19 protein-coding genes are annotated in these 19,502 nt (G+C 46.9%); 6 read left to right on the top strand and 13 right to left on the bottom strand.

Features of this window, described 5'->3' with window-relative positions; genetic code table 11:
- The first annotated feature begins 136 nt into the window (after positions 1-136).
- Together AC2CG4_RS05785 and AC2CG4_RS05780 are read left to right on the top strand one after the other, a co-directional pair.
- Positions 137-2,077: a L,D-transpeptidase family protein gene (locus AC2CG4_RS05785; RefSeq protein WP_484485342.1), complete on the top strand. Its 1,941-nt coding sequence runs from the start codon at positions 137-139 to the stop codon at positions 2,075-2,077.
- 195 nt (positions 2,078-2,272) lie between these two features.
- Entirely contained in the window at positions 2,273-4,471 is a 2,199-nt protein-coding gene (locus AC2CG4_RS05780) for a hypothetical protein (protein ID WP_484485341.1), read from the top strand.
- A 52-nt stretch (positions 4,472-4,523) separates the two neighbouring features.
- On the opposite strand, the gene AC2CG4_RS05775 is transcribed toward AC2CG4_RS05780, so the two are convergent.
- Genes AC2CG4_RS05775 through AC2CG4_RS05760 form a run of 4 tightly spaced genes read right to left on the bottom strand, consistent with a single transcriptional unit; the run spans position 4,524 to position 6,251 of the window.
- Positions 4,524-5,054 (bottom strand): GyrI-like domain-containing protein, encoded by a 531-nt coding sequence (locus AC2CG4_RS05775; protein ID WP_484485340.1) that lies wholly within the window; start codon positions 5,052-5,054, stop codon positions 4,524-4,526.
- Complete coding sequence (locus tag AC2CG4_RS05770) at positions 5,026-5,412, bottom strand: YciI family protein (RefSeq protein ID WP_484485339.1); 387 nt, start codon at positions 5,410-5,412, stop codon at positions 5,026-5,028. The genes AC2CG4_RS05775 and AC2CG4_RS05770 overlap by 29 nt, the downstream gene beginning before the upstream one ends.
- Before the next feature lie 17 nt (positions 5,413-5,429).
- Positions 5,430-5,837 carry a VOC family protein gene (locus AC2CG4_RS05765; protein ID WP_484485338.1) on the bottom strand — a complete coding sequence of 136 codons (408 nt, stop codon included), beginning with the start codon at positions 5,835-5,837 and terminating at the stop codon, positions 5,430-5,432.
- A 48-nt stretch (positions 5,838-5,885) separates the two neighbouring features.
- Entirely contained in the window at positions 5,886-6,251 is a 366-nt protein-coding gene (locus AC2CG4_RS05760) for a DUF1428 domain-containing protein (protein WP_484485337.1), read from the bottom strand.
- Between the two features lie 321 nt (positions 6,252-6,572).
- Here AC2CG4_RS05760 and AC2CG4_RS05755 point away from each other — a divergent pair, with 321 nt between their 5' ends.
- From AC2CG4_RS05755 to AC2CG4_RS05740, 4 genes are all read left to right on the top strand, one after another.
- Positions 6,573-7,463, top strand: a complete 891-nt coding sequence (locus AC2CG4_RS05755; RefSeq protein WP_484485336.1) for a hypothetical protein — start codon at positions 6,573-6,575, stop codon at positions 7,461-7,463.
- Between the two features lie 134 nt (positions 7,464-7,597).
- A complete protein-coding gene (locus AC2CG4_RS05750) occupies positions 7,598-9,400 on the top strand; it encodes a monovalent cation:proton antiporter-2 (CPA2) family protein (protein ID WP_484485335.1) in 1,803 nt (600 codons plus the stop codon).
- Between the two features lie 97 nt (positions 9,401-9,497).
- Positions 9,498-10,214 (top strand): phosphatase PAP2 family protein, encoded by a 717-nt coding sequence (locus AC2CG4_RS05745; protein ID WP_484485334.1) that lies wholly within the window; start codon positions 9,498-9,500, stop codon positions 10,212-10,214.
- Positions 10,205-11,857, top strand: a complete 1,653-nt coding sequence (locus AC2CG4_RS05740) for a phosphoethanolamine transferase (RefSeq protein WP_484485333.1) — start codon at positions 10,205-10,207, stop codon at positions 11,855-11,857. Before AC2CG4_RS05745 ends, AC2CG4_RS05740 begins: the two co-directional genes overlap by 10 nt.
- Before the next feature lie 13 nt (positions 11,858-11,870).
- Here AC2CG4_RS05740 and AC2CG4_RS05735 read toward each other — a convergent pair whose 3' ends face one another.
- The 9 genes from AC2CG4_RS05735 to AC2CG4_RS05695 all read right to left on the bottom strand — a co-directional run bounded on the left by AC2CG4_RS05735 (position 11,871) and on the right by AC2CG4_RS05695 (position 19,490).
- Positions 11,871-13,223 carry an ATP-binding protein gene (locus tag AC2CG4_RS05735; RefSeq protein ID WP_484485332.1) on the bottom strand — a complete coding sequence of 451 codons (1,353 nt, stop codon included), beginning with the start codon at positions 13,221-13,223 and terminating at the stop codon, positions 11,871-11,873.
- The gene (locus AC2CG4_RS05730; protein ID WP_484485331.1) at positions 13,199-13,864 is read right to left on the bottom strand and encodes a response regulator; all 666 of its coding nucleotides are present in this window, start codon (positions 13,862-13,864) and stop codon (positions 13,199-13,201) included. Before AC2CG4_RS05730 ends, AC2CG4_RS05735 begins: the two co-directional genes overlap by 25 nt.
- 48 nt (positions 13,865-13,912) lie before the next feature.
- Positions 13,913-14,263, bottom strand: coding sequence for a hypothetical protein (locus AC2CG4_RS05725; protein WP_484485330.1), 351 nt, complete (start codon positions 14,261-14,263; stop codon positions 13,913-13,915).
- A gap of 122 nt (positions 14,264-14,385) precedes the next feature.
- Positions 14,386-15,627, bottom strand: a complete 1,242-nt coding sequence (locus AC2CG4_RS05720; protein WP_484485329.1) for an RNA polymerase sigma factor — start codon at positions 15,625-15,627, stop codon at positions 14,386-14,388.
- A 56-nt stretch (positions 15,628-15,683) separates the two neighbouring features.
- Positions 15,684-16,616 (bottom strand): hypothetical protein, encoded by a 933-nt coding sequence (locus AC2CG4_RS05715; RefSeq protein ID WP_484485328.1) that lies wholly within the window; start codon positions 16,614-16,616, stop codon positions 15,684-15,686.
- A 226-nt stretch (positions 16,617-16,842) separates the two neighbouring features.
- Positions 16,843-17,622, bottom strand: coding sequence for an EAL domain-containing protein (locus AC2CG4_RS05710; RefSeq protein ID WP_484485327.1), 780 nt, complete (start codon positions 17,620-17,622; stop codon positions 16,843-16,845).
- 186 nt (positions 17,623-17,808) lie between these two features.
- Positions 17,809-18,384, bottom strand: coding sequence for a glutathione S-transferase family protein (locus AC2CG4_RS05705; protein ID WP_484485326.1), 576 nt, complete (start codon positions 18,382-18,384; stop codon positions 17,809-17,811).
- A gap of 149 nt (positions 18,385-18,533) precedes the next feature.
- Positions 18,534-18,929 (bottom strand): GFA family protein, encoded by a 396-nt coding sequence (locus AC2CG4_RS05700; RefSeq protein ID WP_484485325.1) that lies wholly within the window; start codon positions 18,927-18,929, stop codon positions 18,534-18,536.
- A 27-nt stretch (positions 18,930-18,956) separates the two neighbouring features.
- The gene (locus AC2CG4_RS05695; RefSeq protein ID WP_484485324.1) at positions 18,957-19,490 is read right to left on the bottom strand and encodes a DinB family protein; all 534 of its coding nucleotides are present in this window, start codon (positions 19,488-19,490) and stop codon (positions 18,957-18,959) included.
- Positions 19,491-19,502 lie beyond the last annotated feature (12 nt).

The raw sequence follows: 19,502 nt of genomic DNA, 5'->3' as shown, positions 1-19,502 counted from the left end.
ATAGTGTTGAAATGCTAGCATCCATATGGGAATGCGGCAAATAACAAAAGTTCAAAAATTAATCGCCACCTTGCTGTTGGGGTCGCTTTTTAGGGAATAAATTCACGTTGTTTTAAGCGCGCAGGAGCGCTCGTTTATGTTGTTATCGCGTTTAATGGGATCTGTTAGGTGTTTTCGTCTTGCCTTGGCGAAAGGATTGTTACTGGTGTTACTCGGCGTTGGTACTGCCTTTGCCGTGGCCGAGGGGGGCAATCCGTCCACTGCCAGCATGGGGCAGGCGCTTAGTGCGGCAAGCTTGATTGCCCGCGAAATTGAAGTGCAAATGGTTGCTTTACAGCTGGATGTGCTGGAGGGGCGCCGTACACCTGCCTCCTATAATTTGACTCAGGCGGTGGTCGATTTTTACGAGCAGCGCCAGTATCGCCCAATATGGGATCAGGCCGGTCGCCTGGAACAGTTGATTGGCGCACTGCAAGAGCTGGAGTCCGATGGACTTACACCGGCGGATTATCAGCTCCAGCAATTGCGCCACGCCTTGCCGCTGCTGGGCGATGATTCCCCGGAAGCCGTTCCTATGCGGGTTGCCGATGAATTGCGTGCAACCAATGCCTATCTGCGGGCGCTCTACCATTTGTATCACGGCAAGGTAGATTCCGCCGGCCTTGCGCCGCAGTGGGATTTTGAGCTGCAGGATATGGCACCTATTGCGGATGTTACGCGGTTGATTGAGAGCATAGAGACCGGCCAAATTGCCCGCTTATTTGAACAAACCCGGCCACAGCACCCTACCTATCGCAGCTTTAAAGCGGGTTTGCAGCAGTATCGTCAATTGGCTGAACAGGGTGGTTGGCCGTCGCTGCCGGTGGGGGAGACGCTCAAACCCTGCATGGTGGATCCATCGGTCGCTATCCTGCGCCAGCGCTTGCGCGTCACCGGTGAGTATGTCGATCCGGGCTTGCCGGTTGATGACACTGCGCCAACACCAGCGGAAAAGTGTTTGATCGCGAATGCCGAGGCCAAGGCAAAAGCCCAAGCGGCGTTGTTAGCTGCATCCAGCTCCAGTGCGGCTGCCAGCGCAATAGGTGATGAGTCATCACTGACGGCTGCTAGCGAATCCAGTTCGATCGCTGCAAGCCTTGAACCTACTGCGTTTGCTGCGGTGTCATCCGTGCAATCTTCCAGCGCGGCACCGGTTAATCCCGATGAAGTTTTCGATGAATATTTAGTGGAAGCGGTTAAGAAGTTTCAAACTGAACAATATCTGGAGGTGGATGGCGCAATCGGCCCGGCGACCCGCGCCGCGTTAAATATCTCGGTGCAAGCGCGTATCGATCAGATCCGCGTCAACCTTGACCGCGCGCGCTGGCTGTTGCACAACATACCGCCAGAGATGTTATTGGTCGATGTGGCCGGGTTTAAAGTCACTTATTTTAAAGCGAGCCAGCCGATTTGGCGCTCGCGGGTGCAGGTGGGCATGGCTTATCGCACTACGCCGATTTTTAAATCGGAGGTCAATTACATCACCCTCAACCCCACCTGGACTGTGCCGCCCACCATACTGCGCAAGGATGTATTGCCCAAGGTGCGACAAAACCTGAATTACTTGCGCGAGCGCAATATCCGCGTTCTGGATAGCAGCGGCAAAGAAGTAGATCCGGCGACTGTCGATTGGCAGAGGCCCGGCAATATCACCTTACGGCAGGATGCGGGCGACGATGCGGCGCTGGGTAAGGTGGTGATTCGCTTCCCCAACAGCCATGCGGTTTACTTGCACGATACACCGCACCAAAAATTATTTAATAAGAGCCAGCGGGCGTTTAGCTCTGGTTGCATCCGGGTGGAGCGCGTATTGGAATTGGTTGAGCTGTTGTTAGCCGAAACGCCCGCATGGGATTCTGCGGCGATCAATAAAGCGCTGGCGACAGGCAAAACCCGTAACGTCACGCTGGCCAAGCGTGTGCCGATATTGCTCGCCTACTGGACAGTGGATGCTTTGGATGAAACTCGCATTGCATTCAAACCGGATATTTATGCGCGGGATGCCAAAGTGCTGGCCGCCCTAAATGAGCGGCGCTAAGCCAACAAAGGGGTAAAAAAGTAGATTTTGGTGACTTATTGTGTGATTACGGCATGCAAATTTGTATTTATGCCAAGTCGCGACTAGCGTTAATAGGAATTTAGACCATAAGCCAAATTGTTTTTTTTTAGGTTTGGTTTGCAGGAATTGGTTTTAAAAAAACGCCCAGTGCAGCTCACCAAGGATCTACACCCCATGGCCACCAGAAAAACCACTCGCACCACAGAACCTACGGACCAAGATGATCTGATCACTTTGGATTCGCCGCCGGATGAGCAAGTCATTAACCTGCTCACACCGGCGCCGAACAATGGTTACATGTATTTTACCGAACGTGACCTCAACAAAATTTTGTACAACCTGGATACCCTGCGCACCAGTGTGTACCCCAATACGGCCAATCAGCAGGACTCCGAGAATTACAAGCAGCCGCAGTTTCCGTCGGTATGCCTGATTGGTTTGGGGCGCTGTGGTTCTAATATCGCTTTGGATGTAGCTTCGCTGGTGTACAACGCGCGCAATTTTTATCTCAATGAATTTAACAGCGAAGAAAAAGAAGTGCGTGAGCAGGATAAGCCCATGCGTTGGATTAAACGCAGCCTGCACTTAAAAGGTAGCCATCAAGTTAAACCGGTATTTTTGATTGAGCCGCTGGTGATGTTGGGTGATTTGGATAAAGACATCGAAGGGCGCATTCGTTTCTCGCACAAAGGCGAGCGCTCCGGTTTTCTCCAAGATTACACCAAAATGAAAATTATGGACTTGTCTGAAGTCCATGCCGGTGGTTCCGGTAACGCGCCGATTCTCGGCCAATATCTGGCCAAAATAATTTTGAATAAAGATACCCAGCGTTTTTCCAATCCCGATTGGAAATTCGTGCACTCTTATCTAATTGATTCCTGTGGCATTAAAGCCAATCAGTCGCGGTTGTATTTTTATATTTTCAGCGCCGGTGGTGGCACTGGTTCGGGCATGGCGAGCGAGTTTGGCCTTGCGCAACAATATGCCTACATGAGCAAAACCTTTGATTCCCGCGCACAACCTGAAAGCGCAGAAAATCACGGCCACTCCTTTGTGTTTGAGCCGATCTTCACTAGCGGTATTTGTATTCTGCCGAATATTTCTGATCACGGTGTAGAAATGTCGGAAGCTCTGCATATCAACGCCGGGCGTTTACTGTGTAAATACTTGTCAGAAGAGTGGGATTTCTCTTACAACTTCGACAATGAAGACAGCAGTGAAGCCAGTGTGATGCATCGTATTCGCCCCTGGAATGCGATGATGCTGATCTCCAACGACATTATGCGTTACGCAGAGGAAACCGACGAAGGCGCAATTCAGCATATCGATGTTAACGCTATGGAGAAGTACGCCAACCAGTATATCTCCCAGCAGATTTTTAATATTCTCACCGCACAGGCGGTTACCACGGACTACGACGAAAATTATTTCCGCCGCGCCGGTATCGATATAGGCGAAACTATTCGCCTCGATGCCAACGACTTGTTTATGAGCCTCGCTGGCCCAGTGGCGGTTGCCTATGCTGAATCAGTTATTCCCAGCAGTTTGCCGCAAGGAGTGGATAAACTGCGTGGTATAGATACCAAAAAAATTGGCGAACTGAATATCGATGATTTATTTTATCGTTCAATTGATTTGCCGCACTTCAATAAAATAACCCAGGCGATTGAAGGCATTAGTTTGCTGCCAATTGAGTCGGCGCGCTATCGCGAAGCGCTGGCGAAGTATTTGCAAAAAGGTTACGACGCTAACGAATTAAAAGACCTGCATTTCTTTAAAAATTGTTCGTCGGTAGTGTCGATTATTTCACTGCCCAAAGATTATAAACTCAGCTACATGGACTTGAATAAACTCAAATCCCACTTAAATGCGCTGTTCCCCAATACCACGCTGAAGCGCTACGCTCTGGTGATCGGCGCCTCGGCTAATATCTCGCTGACTACGCTGATTGTAAAAAGCCCCTGTTTGAGTGATGACTTTCTTACCTTGATTGTCGCCTTTATCAAGCGCTGTTTTGCCAAAGACCCTTACCGCTTTGATGAGCAGCTAGATGCGGCAATGTTGGATTTTATTCGCGCAGATGAATTTGATGAAAAACTGGTGGATAAAATGCTCAATGAGTATGAGAACCCGGCAAAAATTCTCGATACTAACTGGTATGCAATTAAACCCATGTACGAGAAAAAGTACCGCGAGTTAATCAATGATGCCGACAAGTTTTGCTCGATCAACGATATTCGCCTGTCGCGCGACAGCGTGAAAAAAGCGATCAAATACTTGCGTGAAATTTATCGCCATAAAATCAGCAAAACACGTATTGTGTCGCTTAATTCAAGCCCGGAAACTGACAAGTCTAAAACCCGGTTGCAATAATACGGTTAGCTCGGTAGTAAAAACGGAGAGTTTAGGCTCTCCGTTTTTTTAATTAAATTAGTCGATTAGGAATAACGGGTAGCCATATTTCAATATCTCCCTCGCCAGTGATTGGGTCAAATTGTTCGCCATAGCGCTCAAAAAAATGCAGCGCATTTTCTCTCGGTGCCTGATGTAGATAAGCTGATCGTGGCAACCACTGGTCAAAAATGGCCTCAACAGTCTTGCAAATAAACTGTACCGAACCTACATGGTTAAATACCGCGTAGGTTTGCGAGGGAATAATAAATGGACTGAATTTTTCCGGTAGCCCAGTAAAATCCCACACGGAACAGCCGGCCATATAATAGTACTCATGATCGTTAAGCCGAATGCACAAACCATAATCTGCAGCGCCAACACGCTGTGGAATGTCATCCCAACAGGCGACTAGTTCCTGCCAAAGTTGCGGGATTTTTTGCGCGGCATTTGCATCGAGTGGCTCGCGTAAACCGGCAATCAATAACGGGCCTGCTGTTACAAAATGCGGTGACAAAACGGCGCTGGCATCGGGTTCAAGCAAAGTGCTGTTGGAATCGTTCATCTTTTTCAGGGTCCAATTCGCGGATGGGTCGAATCTCAATTGTGCCAAAACGCGCGGGTGGAATTTTGCTCGCGAGTTGAATGGCTTCGTTTAAATCCCGTGCGTCCAACATGTAGTAACCGGCCAATTGCTCTTTAGTTTCGGCAAACGGGCCATCGGTAATCAGCGGCTTGCCCTCGCGAATACGTAAGCTGGTCGCGGTTACTGAAGGGTGCAGTGCATTGCCGCCAATCATTTTTCCGCTCGCACGCAATCCTTCACCGCAGGCCACACATTCATGGTTCAGCGCTTGCCATTCGCTGGAAGTCATACTGTTAATAATGTTTTCATCGTAAAAAACCAAACAGAGATATTTCATAAAAATTCCTGTGTCATTTATTGTTGAACGTGACTGGGGTCCATATACATGATTTCCCAGTTGTGCCCATCAAGATCCTCAAAGCCGTGATAGTACATAAAGCCGTGATCGATAGGTTCTGCAGGCGCCGCCTTGCCGCCTGCTGCGATTGCTTTTTTCACCATCTCATCTACTTGCGCACGGCTCTCACACGAAAGGCAAATTAATACTTCTTTGCTGGTGTGGGCATCGGCAATAGTTTTGGATGTGAAACCTTGGAAAAAAGGTTCCGTTAATAGCATGGAATAAATCGTGTCGCTAATCACCATGCAAGCGGCATTTTCATCGGTAAATTGTGGATTGAACGTATAACCCAGCTGTGCAAAAAACGCTTTGGATTTTTCCAAATCTTTTACCGGGAAGTTGATAAATACTTGGGTGGACATAATCGGATTCCTTAATCTCAGTCGTTTTACAATATGAAGTTTGAATGATTATTCGTGGCGCACAAGTTCTTTAAAACCGCCATAAGCCATGCGTTTGAAATCGAATGGTGGATTGTCTTTGCTGCACATATCGGCCAGGCGCGGGTCAGCCATCACCAGAGCATTAATGCGGTCGCGCTCTTCTCGCGAAGGATAAACAATCCAGGCGAGCACCACGGTTTCATTGTCTCTACAGCCTGCCATAGTGCGAAAAGAGGTCATATCCTGAATGTCCAAATCATCGCCCACACATTCCCAATAGGCGATAGCACCGTATTCTTTCCAAACTGAACCGGATAAATCAGCCATTTTCTGATATTCCGGCAATTTTTCTGGAGTGATAGGTAATAAAAAACCATCGATGTAATGAGTCATAACAGTCTCCTTATTTATGGGGATGTATATTAATGGATAGGTTGCTTTCACTGTCTAGTCGAGTGGGGGCGCGGAAAATCGACAGCCTCGAAAAGAAAATCGTAAATATTTATTGAGGTCTATCCCTCTCATCGATGAGTGAGCCGAGTGCAGAGCTTAAATACGTTATGCGCCAAAAGAATTCACCGCTAAAATGAAGTTCTCTATGTTAATGCCGCCCTAAGAATGGCGCTAATTCATAAGAGAGTAGCGGGGCAAGGAGAGAATGTTTGGATTATCGAATTGCTCAATAATTGACTGGATAACTAATAGGATATAAGTATGACTTTTAAGAGAATATTTTCTTTGCTTAACGTTGTTGCAGGTTTAACCTTCAGCAGCCATTTGTTGGCACAGCAAAGCCCAGAGGAATATATCGGTTTGAGGATAGAGCCTATGGTCGCAGATGTATTGGAGGCGCAGAAGTTTGATATTGCAGTCTATCTTCCACAGAATGTTCAGCTACCGCTAACCCGCCCGGATTTTGAGCCAGTCTATCCATCACCTTACCCGTCTCCCGCGCTAGCGCCACAGCGGGGGCCATCTGCTTTGAAAATAAAGGCAGTCATCAATCAAAGTGCTGATGTGAGCGCTTGGTTTCACGAGTGTATACAGGAGCACTGGGTGACTGCAGTGAATGAGCGAGTATTGTTGTGCAAGAGCTTGGATTATTCTCCATTTGTTGAAGGGGTTAATGAGTTAACAATTACCGTTCAACAATTTAATGATGATGCTCACACTGCGACAGCCTACTATCGTGTAACTAAAAGCTCCCGTAAATTTCATGATGTTATAGGTTTTTATGAGCCGAAACGTTTTGTTGTAAGAGGGACAAGCTTCAGTACTGCATCCAATATTTCAGTGGTTGCTGGTCAGCGCGTCATAATCAAAGCTGCAGGGCGCGTTAATGTATGGCCTGCCAATGCGGGTTATCCGCTTTCTTCGCCCAGAGGTACTGAGTCCTGCGGGCAGCTATGTTTATTTCCTGGTGCATATTTAGGTGCGTTATTGGTAAAAATTGGGCCTCACGGACGTTGGATGGTTGCCGGTGAAAGTTATCTATTAACAGCAGACCGCGCGGGCGAGTTATTTTTTGCTGTTAACGATAAAACTGCGCTGGCGGAGAGTAGCGACAATCTCGGCAGCTACGAGGTTAGTGTGGGTCGTTATTGATTTCATTGAAGTAAAAATTCTGGCGGAATCGCCAGAATTTTTACTTGGTGTTCAACGCGCTAAGTACTGGCAGGGTGCAATGTGTAAGGGTATTGTTGACAGTAAGAAGATACTTCAACGCGAGAGACAATCTAATGGAACATCACGAAACACTACTGCACGCGATTTATTATTTACTGGCGGCGACCATCGCCGTGCCGCTGTTTCGGCGCTTGGGGTTGGGTGCGATTTTGGGGTATCTGGTGGCGGGGGCGATTATTGGCCCCTACGAACTGGGGCTGATTTATCAACCGGAAGCGGCATTTCAGTTTTCTGAGTTGGGTGTGGTGTTATTGCTGTTTGTAATTGGTTTGGAGTTAAACCCGCAGCAATTGTGGAAAATGCGTTTTGATGTGGGGCTGCTCGGCGGCGCCCAAATGTTATTAACCGCCATGGCGATTGCGGGGCTACTCGCGCTATTGGTTGAATTGACCTGGCAGCAGGGTTTTATGATTGGCCTTGCGCTTGCACTTTCATCTACTGCGTTTGCAGTGCCATTAATGGAAGAGCACAAGGTGATGGGCTCGCGTATTGGACGCAAAGGTTTTTCGATTCTATTACTGCAAGATCTTGCGGTCATTCCTATTTTATTACTGCTGGCCACTTGGTCGCCCTCGGCGAATGCAGCGCACCCGGTACCTTGGTGGGTGGGCCTATGCACTGTGGCATTTTTACTCTTAGCTGGCGCGCGCATTTTCAATCCGCTATTACAAGTGGTGGCCAAATATGGCAGCCGTGAAATTCTTACTGCGGCGGGGTTATTAATAGTGTTGAGTGTTGCCTACTTAATGCAGATGGTGGGTTACTCCATGAGTATGGGGGCTTTTCTGGCAGGCATGCTGTTGGCGCAGTCCAGCTTTCGCCATCAGTTGGCGGCGGATATTGAACCCTTCAAAGGCTTGTTGCTCGGTTTATTTTTTATCGCCGTGGGTATGTCATTAAATTTGCGTTTATTGTTTGCCGAGCCGTTATTAATTATCGCGCTGGCATTGGTATTAATGCTGATAAAAATAGCCGTAATTGCGTTGATATTGCGCTTGCGCCAGCACCCGATAAAAGACGGCATGCTGGTGGGGATTATGTTGGCGCAGGGTGGTGAATTTGCGTTTGTGGTGATGGCTACTGCCGGGCAATCGCACTTTATTCCCGATGATATTGCCAGTTATGTGGTGTTGGTGGTGGGTATTTCGATGGCGCTAACAAGCCCATTGGTGATACTGCATAAGTTAATTGCACATAAAGGCTCGCTGAAGAAAAGGGCGCGTAAAGAGGCAGCACAAACTGCCTTTTCATTGCAGGAATTAGAACAGCCGGAGGCACAAAAAGCGGAAGTGATCATTGCCGGATTTGGGCGTTTCGGGCAAATTATCGGTCGCATTCTTACCGCGGGAAATATTCCTTTTAACGCCTTGGATAAGAATCCTGACCATATCGAGTTTCTAAAAAATTACGGTGTGCAAAGTTATTACGGCGATGCGACTCGCCTTGAATTATTAGAAGCGGCGGGCATTCGCGATGCCAAAGTATTAGTGATCGCCTTGGTGAATATCGATGCCTCACTCGCCATTACCAAATTAGTGAAGGCGCACTTTCCACACATTACCCTCATTGTGCGTGCCCGCGACCGCGCCCACGCGTATCAGTTGGCGGAGTTAGGAGTGGAGAATCCTATTCGCGAGATTTACGAATCCAGTCTCAGTGCGGCAGCACGCGCGCTCACCGAAGTGGGCTACACCGAGGGGCAATCCCAACATGCTATCGATATATTTCGCGAACACGATATGGGTTTGTTGCACGCGGCCATTGCGATAAGTAAAGACCCAAAAGAATTGGCGCTACTGGTGAAACAAAGCCGTAAAGAATTACAGGATCTATTCAGTAAGGATGTGCAGTTGTAATTTTAGATTGCATTTGTCGGCATAGATTGGGGGAATTTAAGGGAGAGCTAAGTTTTCTATTTTAGGATCATCGCTTTCACTCAGGATGATTCTATTTATGCCCCAACTTCGCAACAACCTGCTGACCACTCATTTTATTTATCCCTTAACGGCATTGGTTATTGTTTCAATTGTTATTGTTGTGGGGGATTTGGATCGTCGCCTGGCAGATTTTTTTTACGCCATACAGGGCAATAGCTGGGCGGTAAAAAATGCTTGGCTGGCTGAAACCTTTTTTCATAAGGGTGGTCGCGCGCTCTCACTATTGCTTGCTTTAATCTTGTTGTCTCTCGTTATCGCCTCGCACTTCACTCGTTTTTTGCGCCCCCATCAAAAACCCTTGCTCTATTTATTTTTGGCGGCTGCGGGCGGAAGTTTGTTAATCAGCGCTTTGAAGTCGCTACTTGCAGTGTCATGCCCTTGGGAATTTTCGCGCTATGGTGGCGATCTTCTTTATAGCAATGTGATCGATCAGTTGTTGTTGCGCAATGGTGAAGGCTGTTTTCCCGCCGGGCATGCGAGTGCGGGATACGCCTGGGTTGCTGCTTATTTTTTTGGTATGCATTATCAATCGCCTTTGCGCCGCTTTGGCTTGATCCTGCCATTGTTGGTGGGTTTTATCTTTGGTCTGGCGCAACAATTGCGCGGCGCACATTTTCTCTCACACGATCTCTGGGCGCTGGCAATCTGTTGGTTTTATTCACTCTTGCTCTACTTTATTTTTTTCAAGGCATCCGCGAAAACTAAAATTGAGGAGGCCTTGGTATGTCTATAACTGTTTCTGCCGCTGCTCGTGTTGAACACAATGAAGTAGAGTTTAGTGCAAACACTATTTCGCTTTTGTCGGCTCTCTTGTTTGTAGTGTTTTACAACGCTACATTTTTTGAGGCAATCTTCGGTTTGGTGAATGTCGCCAGCGTGAAAGGTATTTTATTTGTTGCCAATGTGAGTTTGGTGCTCTGCTTACTTACCTCGCTGGTGTTGTCTTTTATCGCGCTGCCCTATGTGTTTAAGCCGGTGTTGTCGCTGTTGTTTTTTGTTGCCGCCAGTGTTGCCTATTTTATGGATGCCTATGGCGTAGTGATACATCGCATGATGATTCAGAATGTGATGGAAACCGATATGGCTGAATCCATGGGGCTATTGAGCGGCAGGCTCTTGCTCTATTGGTTTGCTTTGGGTGTGTTGCCATCGTTATTGCTGTTAAAAGTAAAGGTGAAGTTTGGCAGTGTGAAGTTGGAGCTTTGGCGTAAAGTTAAATTTATTCTGCTCACTTTTATCGGTTGCTTGGCACTAATCATAAGTATGTCAATGGACTATGCGTCGTTTTTTCGCAACCATAAAAATATCCGCCAAATGGCCAATCCGCTCAATGTAATTTATGCGGGGTTATCTTACGCAACCACTAGTAATCATCCCATCGAGGTGAAACCGATTGGGCAGGACGCAGCGCTGAGTCCATTTGGAAAAGCACAAGCAAAACCTACCTTGTTTATTTTAGTGGTGGGCGAAACGGCGCGCGCCGACCATTTTGCTATCAATGGTTATAAGCGCGATACCACGCCGCTGATTGCACAGCAGAATATTATTAACTTCAAACGAGTTAGCTCCTGCGGCACTGAAACTGCGGTATCCGTTCCCTGTATGTTCTCCGCACTTGTGCGCCGCGACTATTCCGATGCAAAAGCCAAAACGCAAGAAGGGTTGTTGGATGTGCTAAAACATGCGGGACTGTGGGTGTTGTGGCGGGATAATAATTCCAGTTGTAAAGGCGCGTGCGATCGTGTTGCCTATGAAGACATGCAACACTTGCAAGTGCCTGACTTGTGTAATGAGCGCGAATGTTTTGATGAGATTCTATTGCAGCAATTGCATGAAAAAATTGCCGCTACTAAAGGCAGTAAAGTCATTGTGTTGCATCAAAAGGGAAGCCATGGGCCGGATTACTACAACCGCTATCCGCAACACAAAACCTATTTCACACCTGTGTGTAAAACCAATCAGTTGCAGCACTGCAGTCAAGCAGAAGTGGTGAATGCGTTTGATAATACGATTCGCTATACCGATTATTTTCTCAATCAAACTATTGAGTGGTTAAAACGCAACAGTGAAGACTACAACACGGCGTTGATTTATCTATCGGATCACGGCGAGTCGCTGGGCGAAAACCATTTGTATCTGCACGGTATGCCCTATTCAATCGCGCCAAAAGAACAAAAACAGGTTCCGTTTTTTATGTGGTTATCGGTGGGTTATAAAATGGCCAATCATATTGACCAGCAGTGTTTGGCCAATCTCACCAGCAATGATTACTCCCATGACAATTTATTTCATACTGTGCTGGGCTTGTTGAATGTGCAAACCCAGGTGTACGCTGCGGATCTGGATATAGTACGCAGTTGTAAAAAAGCCTTGTAACCCCGGTGGGTTATTAAGGCTTTAACAGCTGCGCGGGAAAGGTGACTTGCACACACAGGCCGGTTTGTTCTGCGGCATCATTGTTGTACAGCCTTACCTTTAAATTTAAGCGGTTGGCAATGGTGCGCACAATAGAAAGGCCAAGACCGGAGCCGGGTTGGTCATTACCTAACACGCGATAAAAAGGATCAAAAACCCGTGTTTGATCGGCAATTGCAATACCTGGCCCTGAGTCGCGCACCAGTACTTCGGCGCAATGATTGTTCTCGCTTAATACAATTTCAATATGCCCCTGCGCTGGCGTGTAGTGAATGGCATTTTCAATCAAATTTTTAAGCAGAATTTGCAAATCAATCGCCTGGCTATATACCTGAACGTCATTGCCAATCACGGCAATGTCAATTTTTTTCACCGCTGCCAAGGGCAATAAATCTTCCAGTAGTTCGCGCAGTAATGCTTTTACCGATAGCTGGCTGTTGACGCTGATGTGTTTATCTTGCGCCCGCGCCATAGTTAAGAGCTGTTCGATCAGAATGCGGGTTCGCTCGGTGGCGCGATGCAAATTAATTAATCGCTGGTGAATATTGTCTTGGCCTGAACTGAGCTCAACCAAGCGCTCGGCTTGCAGTGAAATAGCAGTGAGCGGTGAGCGGAGTTCGTGGGCGGCATCGCGAACAAATTGTCGCTGCTGGGCGATGGAATCGCGCACGCGTGTTAATAGATGATTAATCGCACCGACAAAGGGTGAAATTTCTGTCGCGAGATCGGTTTCGGGCAGTGAGGTTAAATTGTTGTCTGTGCTCTGATCGAGTTGCAGTGCCATTTTTTTTAATGGTGCAAATACCTGCCGAATTAAATAGCCAACCCAGAGCAATAAGAGTGGGATTAATATAAACAGCGGGATCAGGGTGTTGAGTGCGCTGTTGCGCGCGAGCTCATCGCGCACTTCCGTTTGCTGCCCCACCACAATACGGGCACCATTCTGAAATGTTTTTACCAGCAAGCGCCAACTGGTATTTTCTACTAATCGTGTTTGTAATCCTTCGGGTAAGTCTGCTGGAAGGCCGGGTAATTCAATGACGCCTTGTTCTGGCGTACTGTCTAACCACTGCACCACAAAATGGGATTCAGGGTCAGCGCTTGAAACTTCAATGGGTGTATTCGCCGCTGGCTGCACAATGCGCTGATGATTAACTAATGCCGACAGCCGAATCAGTTGTTCGTCTTGCAGTTCAATCGCCTCTTCAAATGCCCACCAGTAGGAAAATAATCCCGCCACTAACGCCATGGCTAAAATGGCGCTGGCCATACCAACTGATAAGCGAAATTGCAGCGAATCGCTTAGTTTGCTTTTGCGACCATCCACCCTAACCCCCGCACATTTTTTATGATGTCACTGCCAAATTTTTTGCGTAATGCATGAATAAAAAATTCGATTGCATTACTTTCTACTTCATCGCCCCAAGCATATATTTTTTCTTCCAACTCGGCGCGCGATAAAATCGCACCGGGGCGCACCAGCAATGCTTGCAGCAGGGCAAATTCACGGGCAGATAAACGCAGTGGAGTTGCATCGGTGAGGCATGCCTCACGTGTGACAGGGTCTAATGAGATAATGCCATTGCCCAACAGTGGGCCAGCGCTATTGGCTTGGCGGCGCAAAACGGCGCGCATACGTGCATTTAATTCGCCAAGGGCAAAGGGTTTAACCAGATAGTCATCGGCGCCTGCATCCAATCCTGCAATGCGATCTTCCAGCGCATCGCGTGCGGTTAATACAATGACTGGCAGGGGATAGTGTTGCTGGCGGATACTGCGCAATACGCTAATGCCATCTTTGCGCGGCAGTCCCAAATCCAATAACAAGAGATCGTATTGTTGGCTGGCAATTGCATGTATTCCGGCATCGCCATCTTTTACCCAGTCAACCGCGTAACCTGAATCTTTCAGGCTTTCAGCAACGGATTCGCCAATCATTTGATCATCTTCGATCAATAACACCCGCATGAATTAACTCCGAGATAAAACGCTAATTAGTTGCTATAGGTAAGTACTTTAGCTTAGCGATAACAAACGAGCGATAACATTTATATCGATAATAGCGAGGACAAAAAACACAATAAATAATTGCCCCCAGCGGATATAGCGTCTACATAGCGCGATAAAACGTGGATCGTTGCTCTGAGCAAAGGCGTTAGACGTAATGTAACGATAGAGTGCGAGGCTTGTGGTGTCTTCTTGGTATTCTTCATGGAGTTTAAACTCCATAAAGTTGTGTGGCAGGTTTTTTTCAGTGTAGCGGAGTATGGTGCTGCGCAAATACACGGTAGCAACAGTGATCAGCAATAGAATGCAACATGTGGCGTAGGGGGCTATTTCAAGCAATAGCGTAGAGGTGTTATACACAAGTGATTACCCATAGCAATAAGGTGCGACGTCTGTAACAGGCACTGCTGTGGATGATATCGATCTATACTTAGGTGAAACTTAAAAGTACCGGCCAGGTTTACTTAAAAGGCGCAATTACACTAGCGGTGCAAGCGGCTCATTTGTTTCTGCAAAAACCGACGCTCCGGTTCCTGCTCGGTTAACTCCAGTGCCTTAGTGTAGGCAGCGGTAGCGCGCTCAAGTTCCCCTAATTGCGCTAACAAATCTGCGCGCGCGGCATGGAGCAAGTAATAATCGATCAGTTGTTGCTGTGCAACTAATTGGTCGAGCAGAGTTAAACCAGCGGCTGGGCCATCGCGCATGGCGATGGCCACTGCGCGGTTGAGTTGAATAATAGGGGAGGGGTTGCGCAACAATAATAATTCGTAGAAGCCGCAAATTTCTGCCCAATCGGTTTCGGCAAAGCTGGGCGCGGTGGCATGCAGTGCGGCAATTGCTGCTTGCAGACAGTAAATATCCACGTGCCCAGCGCTCAGCGCACGTTGAATTAAGGCGCTGCCTTCTGCAATTTGTGCGCGATCCCATTGGTGTCGGTCTTGGTCTTCCAGGCGAATTAAATCGCCGTTGTTATCGCTGCGCGCATGGCGCCGTGAATCTTGAATTAACATTAATGCGAGCAGACCAAGCACTTCCGGTTCGGGCAATAAATCGGCCAGCAGGCGCCCCAAACGAATTGCCTCCTGAGTTAATTCCTGACGGATCAATACCGCGCCGGATGATGCGGAATAGCCCTCGTTGAAGACCAAATAAATTACGTGTAATACAGCGTCTAAGCGCTCAGGCAATTCGGCGCGTGGGGGAATTTCATAGGGAATATTTGCGGTGCGAATTTTATTTTTGGCGCGCACTATGCGCTGCGCAAGTGTGCTGGGTGAGGTTAAAAAGGCGCGCGCAATTGCTTCGGTTGTTAGCCCGCAAATCTCACGCAAGGTGAGTGCCATTTGCGCTTCCGGCGCAAGGCTCGGGTGGCAGCAGGTGAAGATTAAACGCAACTGGTCGTCTTCAAGATGGCTTGCAGAATCATCCTCCTGTTCTTGAATTTCTTCTTCCAGTTGCTCCGCAATATCTTCCAATGAAACATGAAATTTGGCGCGGCGCCGAATCTGATCAATCGCTTTAAAGCGGCCAGTAGAGACTAACCATGCGCGTGGATTATGCGGCACGCCGTCTTGCGGCCACTGTTGCAGAGCAGCGGCAAAGGCATCGTGCATGGCTTCTTCGGCGAGATCAAAATCTTTTAACAGGCGAATCAAGGTCGCCAGTACACGGCGCGATTCGCTGCGATAAAGTCCATTGATTAAGGCTTCGATACTGGCGGGCATAAGCATTCTTATCGGAAAAATGAATGTGATAAGAATAACTAGCCGGTACGATCTTGTTAAGGATTAATGTGTAATGAATTGCTGGAGGAGGACGTAGACTGAGGTTTTAGTTGCGGGGAATTCTCGGAAGCATTTAATAAAGTCCAGGTTTTTACCTGTGGATGAAAAAAACCACACTCTTCGTAGGCGCGCTGAATAATATTTTGTTGCTCCAGCAGCGCTATACCTTTTTCCAATGCAGCAAATATTTCCTGTCCGCGCGGGTGTTTTTTACTGACGGGCCAATGGCGGCTGCCGGGCAGGGTAACTTTTACACCAGGGATCGGAATTAGTTCCAGATTATCGACTTGCACTTTCATGTCGGGATTACTTTGAAACGGTGCCAACGTTATGTCGGCGCGGCCAGCAACTACCATGCGCACTATTTGTACCCAATAAGTTGCGTAATAAATTTTTTTAATTCCCAGTGATTTTAGTGTCGCGATATCAGCTTGCCAGTGATCGTTAGACGCGGCGCTTAGGTGCTGAATTTGTTCCGGTGTTGTCGCAGCAAGGGCGCGAGTGTTGCTTGCGCGAGTATAAAGTCCGGCAATAAATTCACCTTCATGCACCAGCGCTTGGGTTTTGAATAACGCGTTGGTATAGGGCTTTATATCATCGCGCCACATCAGTGCGCCGGAAAGTGGTACATGGCCATCTTGAATTAATTTTAAAACCCGCAAATAACTATTTTCCGGGCGCAGCACCACTTTCCCTTCAAATCCCCCCAGGTGTAACGCTTGTTGCAGCAGCACAATTTCAATCACATCGCGGCGCGCACCCAAGCCGCCATAATAATTAATGGATAGTGGGTCGCGCTCGCCGACAAATAATTGGTAGTCCGCAATAATGTCCTCGTCCACTGCGGCGGTAATAGTATTACCGGCATGGCTAAGGAGCGCTAATAGTAAACCACTAATAACGCAACATAAGTGTGCAAAAAATTTCAACCAGCTCTCCTTTATGGAAAAGTCTCTAGCTCTTTGCAAATAACATCCAGTCCGTGCCGCTGTAGTGGGTGGTTATACTAAGTTTTGTTTTTTTTAATGGTTTGATACCAGCATACCCTCTTCAGGAGTATGACGTTTAGCTAGCCTCAGACACGCAGAAAAATGGCGCTGTCCGATAAGATTTAAATTGCCAGTGTGATATTTTTTATGTCGTGAAAAACTATCATTAATTTTCGGGGGATATAATTGCACCAGGTGAAATTTCTGCAAGTGATTGAAAGCTGGGTTTGGCAAGGTAGAATCCCTGTATCAATTCGATCCCTAAAGAGCGTAGCGCGGTGAGTTCTTCGTAGGTTTCAACTCCTTCGGCGATGACGACGGAACCCAAATCTTCACATACTTGAATAATGCCTTTTACAATAGCCTGGTTGGCTCTGCGCGTATCAATGTTGCGAATCAGCGCCATATCCAGTTTGATGATATCCGTTTGAATTTCAGCAAGTAGGTTTAAGCCTGAATAGCCTGCACCAAAATCATCGATTGCCGTTTTAAAGCCGCGTTTGTGGTAGTACTCAACAATTTCACGTAGATGGCCAAGGTCTTCTACTTTTTCGCTTTCGGTAATTTCAAAAATAATTTGCTCTATTGGAAATCCGTACCGTTCGGCAGCGGATAGGGTGGTGCGAATACACAATTCAGGGCGATAAACCGCGTTAGGCATAAAATTAATACTCAGAAGCGGTTTCATACCAAGCTCGGCCGCCAATTTAATTGCGGTGGTTCGGCATGCCTGATCAAATCTATAGCGATTACCGTCATTTACATGGCTGAAAACATGGCCAGCACCTTCATTATTAAGGCCTCTGACTAACGCCTCATGGGCAAAAATCTTCTGGGTATTGACGTTAACAATGGGTTGAAACGCCATGGTGAATTCAAAGTCCAACCCTTCGCCATTGGTACATTCCACACAACCCTGAGGGCCGCAGTGTTTATCTGAAGTCATTACTTTGTCCGGTCGACTGTTAAATATGTGGGAGGAGTGGAGATAAAATCAGAGTATAGGTCACAAAGGGTAACTTGCCCAATTAAGTGCCGGGGCTAATGCTCGTTGCTGAGTGCTGCGTATGAGTCCACCAGGCCTACGCTGGGGGGAATCTAACATGGCGAAAAAAGTGGATAAATGCCTTTTTTATTGATAACTATCCAGCGAAGTTCCTTCTGCCGTACAAACTTGTCTTACCGATTTTCGCTTGGCCATGTCATGTAAAAATCGGCCTAAATGCGGGAATGATAGCGGTGGCCGATCCAATCCGCTGCCCCAATGCAACAACATAAACAATACAAAATCGCAGGCGCTAATGTTGTTGCCCAATAAATATTTTTTATTTTCCAGTTCGTTATCGAGCAGCGAAAGCATTTCTTCAATACGCTGTTGCTGCGCTTGTTTTATCGCTGCGTTACCCGATTCATCGCAGGTATGTTTTTGCGGATAAAAATACACCATCAGTTCCGGTTGCAATGATGCATTTAAATAAAATAACCACTGGTAAAATTTTGCCCGCGCAATTGTACCTAGCGCGGGCATCAGGTTTTTTTCAGGGTGCTGTTCACACAAAAATAGACAGATAGCTGCACTTTCATAAATCGCCTCGCTATTAAAAACCAAGGTGGGAATTCTGCCGGTGGGATTGAGTTTTAAATACTCTGGATTTTTCTGAGCCTCGGTTTTCCTATCAACCAGAACCAACTCATAATCCAATTGCATTTCCGCCAGCAGCATATGCGGTGCGAAACTGGCGTTGCGGGGTAATAGAATAGTTGGTACATCAGCGGAAACTTCCTTAGGGCGTAGTTAATAGTAGTTCTATTTTTTAACGGTAAGTGTAGTTTTTTGCCGCAGCAAGTGTTGGAGATCTATTTTATTTCGCTCTCCGAAAATACTTTAAGTTGTGTTTCGTGAGATAGCCAAGGAACTGAATGTGATGCCCATATAAAAGTCTGCGGGATTTTTTGTGGGTCATCATCCAGTGTTCCTACTCTCAGAACTATTTGATTCCTGCCCTCGATTTTCTTAATAAGCTGGCTTCCGCAATTTCCGCAAAAATACCTATATTTTCCGGGTGAGGATTCATAGAATTTTAATAAGTCCTCACCGTTGAGCCATTTGAATTTGCTTGTTTCAACCGCAGCAGCAGTATTGAAAGCAGCGGCGTGTGCTTTTCTGCAAGTTTTACAGGCGCAGTGCATTATTTCAGAAGCAAACTCTTCTACTTCATAAACAATACTGCCGCATAGGCAACTTCCTTTCATTGTGTTTCCTTTTAATTTGCGTGATTTCTATGTGTTTGGAATAAGTAATACAAGATCTGTCGCTCCATAATCAAAACCAAACTGTGAGAGCAATGTAGTAACTTGACCCCTATGGTGTGTTTGATGATTAAACACATGCATTAATAAGCTAAACAGATTTTTAGAAAATGATTCACCTTTCACGTTTTTATAGTTAACGGATGAAGCCAGCTCCACATCTGATATCGATTTTCCCAGATTTATAAAGGCGTTATCGAGCAGGTCACGACGAACTTTTAATTCAGAAAGACTTTCAAAAAGGACTGAATCTAGCGACTCTGGAACTGGCAGCTCACAAATTGGTGCCAACGCGGTATGTGAATGCATTGTAGTGGACAGTCGTTTTAACCATATAGCGTCACCAACAGCAATATGATTCAGGGTGCAAAATACGGAACCAAAAAACGCATCAGAGTTTTCATACAGCTGACCTGGGGATAACTTTTCCGCCGCAGCGTAAACTTTCTGGTTCATGCTTAGATTATATTCAGCCATGAGACCAACATGCTTATTTAATTGCATGGTGATATGTTC

The sequence above is a fragment of the Cellvibrio sp. ATLC23 genome, from assembly GCF_057196725.1.
Note: the sequence above shows the minus strand (reverse complement) of the source record. Positions and strands in the feature narration are given on the sequence as shown.

Excerpts from the sequence above, each read along its gene's own strand:
- AC2CG4_RS05785 (WP_484485342.1), top strand. The coding sequence starts at position 137 with ATGTTGTTATCGCGTTTAATGGGATCTGTTAGGTGTTTTCGTCTTGCC.
- AC2CG4_RS05780 (WP_484485341.1), top strand. The coding sequence starts at position 2,273 with ATGGCCACCAGAAAAACCACTCGCACCACAGAACCTACGGACCAAGAT.
- AC2CG4_RS05775 (WP_484485340.1), bottom strand. The coding sequence starts at position 5,054 with ATGAACGATTCCAACAGCACTTTGCTTGAACCCGATGCCAGCGCCGTT.
- AC2CG4_RS05770 (WP_484485339.1), bottom strand. The coding sequence starts at position 5,412 with ATGAAATATCTCTGTTTGGTTTTTTACGATGAAAACATTATTAACAGT.
- AC2CG4_RS05765 (WP_484485338.1), bottom strand. The coding sequence starts at position 5,837 with ATGTCCACCCAAGTATTTATCAACTTCCCGGTAAAAGATTTGGAAAAA.
- AC2CG4_RS05760 (WP_484485337.1), bottom strand. The coding sequence starts at position 6,251 with ATGACTCATTACATCGATGGTTTTTTATTACCTATCACTCCAGAAAAA.
- AC2CG4_RS05755 (WP_484485336.1), top strand. The coding sequence starts at position 6,573 with ATGACTTTTAAGAGAATATTTTCTTTGCTTAACGTTGTTGCAGGTTTA.
- AC2CG4_RS05750 (WP_484485335.1), top strand. The coding sequence starts at position 7,598 with ATGGAACATCACGAAACACTACTGCACGCGATTTATTATTTACTGGCG.
- AC2CG4_RS05745 (WP_484485334.1), top strand. The coding sequence starts at position 9,498 with ATGCCCCAACTTCGCAACAACCTGCTGACCACTCATTTTATTTATCCC.
- AC2CG4_RS05740 (WP_484485333.1), top strand. The coding sequence starts at position 10,205 with ATGTCTATAACTGTTTCTGCCGCTGCTCGTGTTGAACACAATGAAGTA.
- AC2CG4_RS05730 (WP_484485331.1), bottom strand. The coding sequence starts at position 13,864 with ATGCGGGTGTTATTGATCGAAGATGATCAAATGATTGGCGAATCCGTT.
- AC2CG4_RS05720 (WP_484485329.1), bottom strand. The coding sequence starts at position 15,627 with ATGCCCGCCAGTATCGAAGCCTTAATCAATGGACTTTATCGCAGCGAA.
- AC2CG4_RS05710 (WP_484485327.1), bottom strand. The coding sequence starts at position 17,622 with ATGACTTCAGATAAACACTGCGGCCCTCAGGGTTGTGTGGAATGTACC.
- AC2CG4_RS05705 (WP_484485326.1), bottom strand. The coding sequence starts at position 18,384 with ATGCAATTGGATTATGAGTTGGTTCTGGTTGATAGGAAAACCGAGGCT.
- AC2CG4_RS05700 (WP_484485325.1), bottom strand. The coding sequence starts at position 18,929 with ATGAAAGGAAGTTGCCTATGCGGCAGTATTGTTTATGAAGTAGAAGAG.
- AC2CG4_RS05695 (WP_484485324.1), bottom strand. The coding sequence starts at position 19,490 with ATGCAATTAAATAAGCATGTTGGTCTCATGGCTGAATATAATCTAAGC.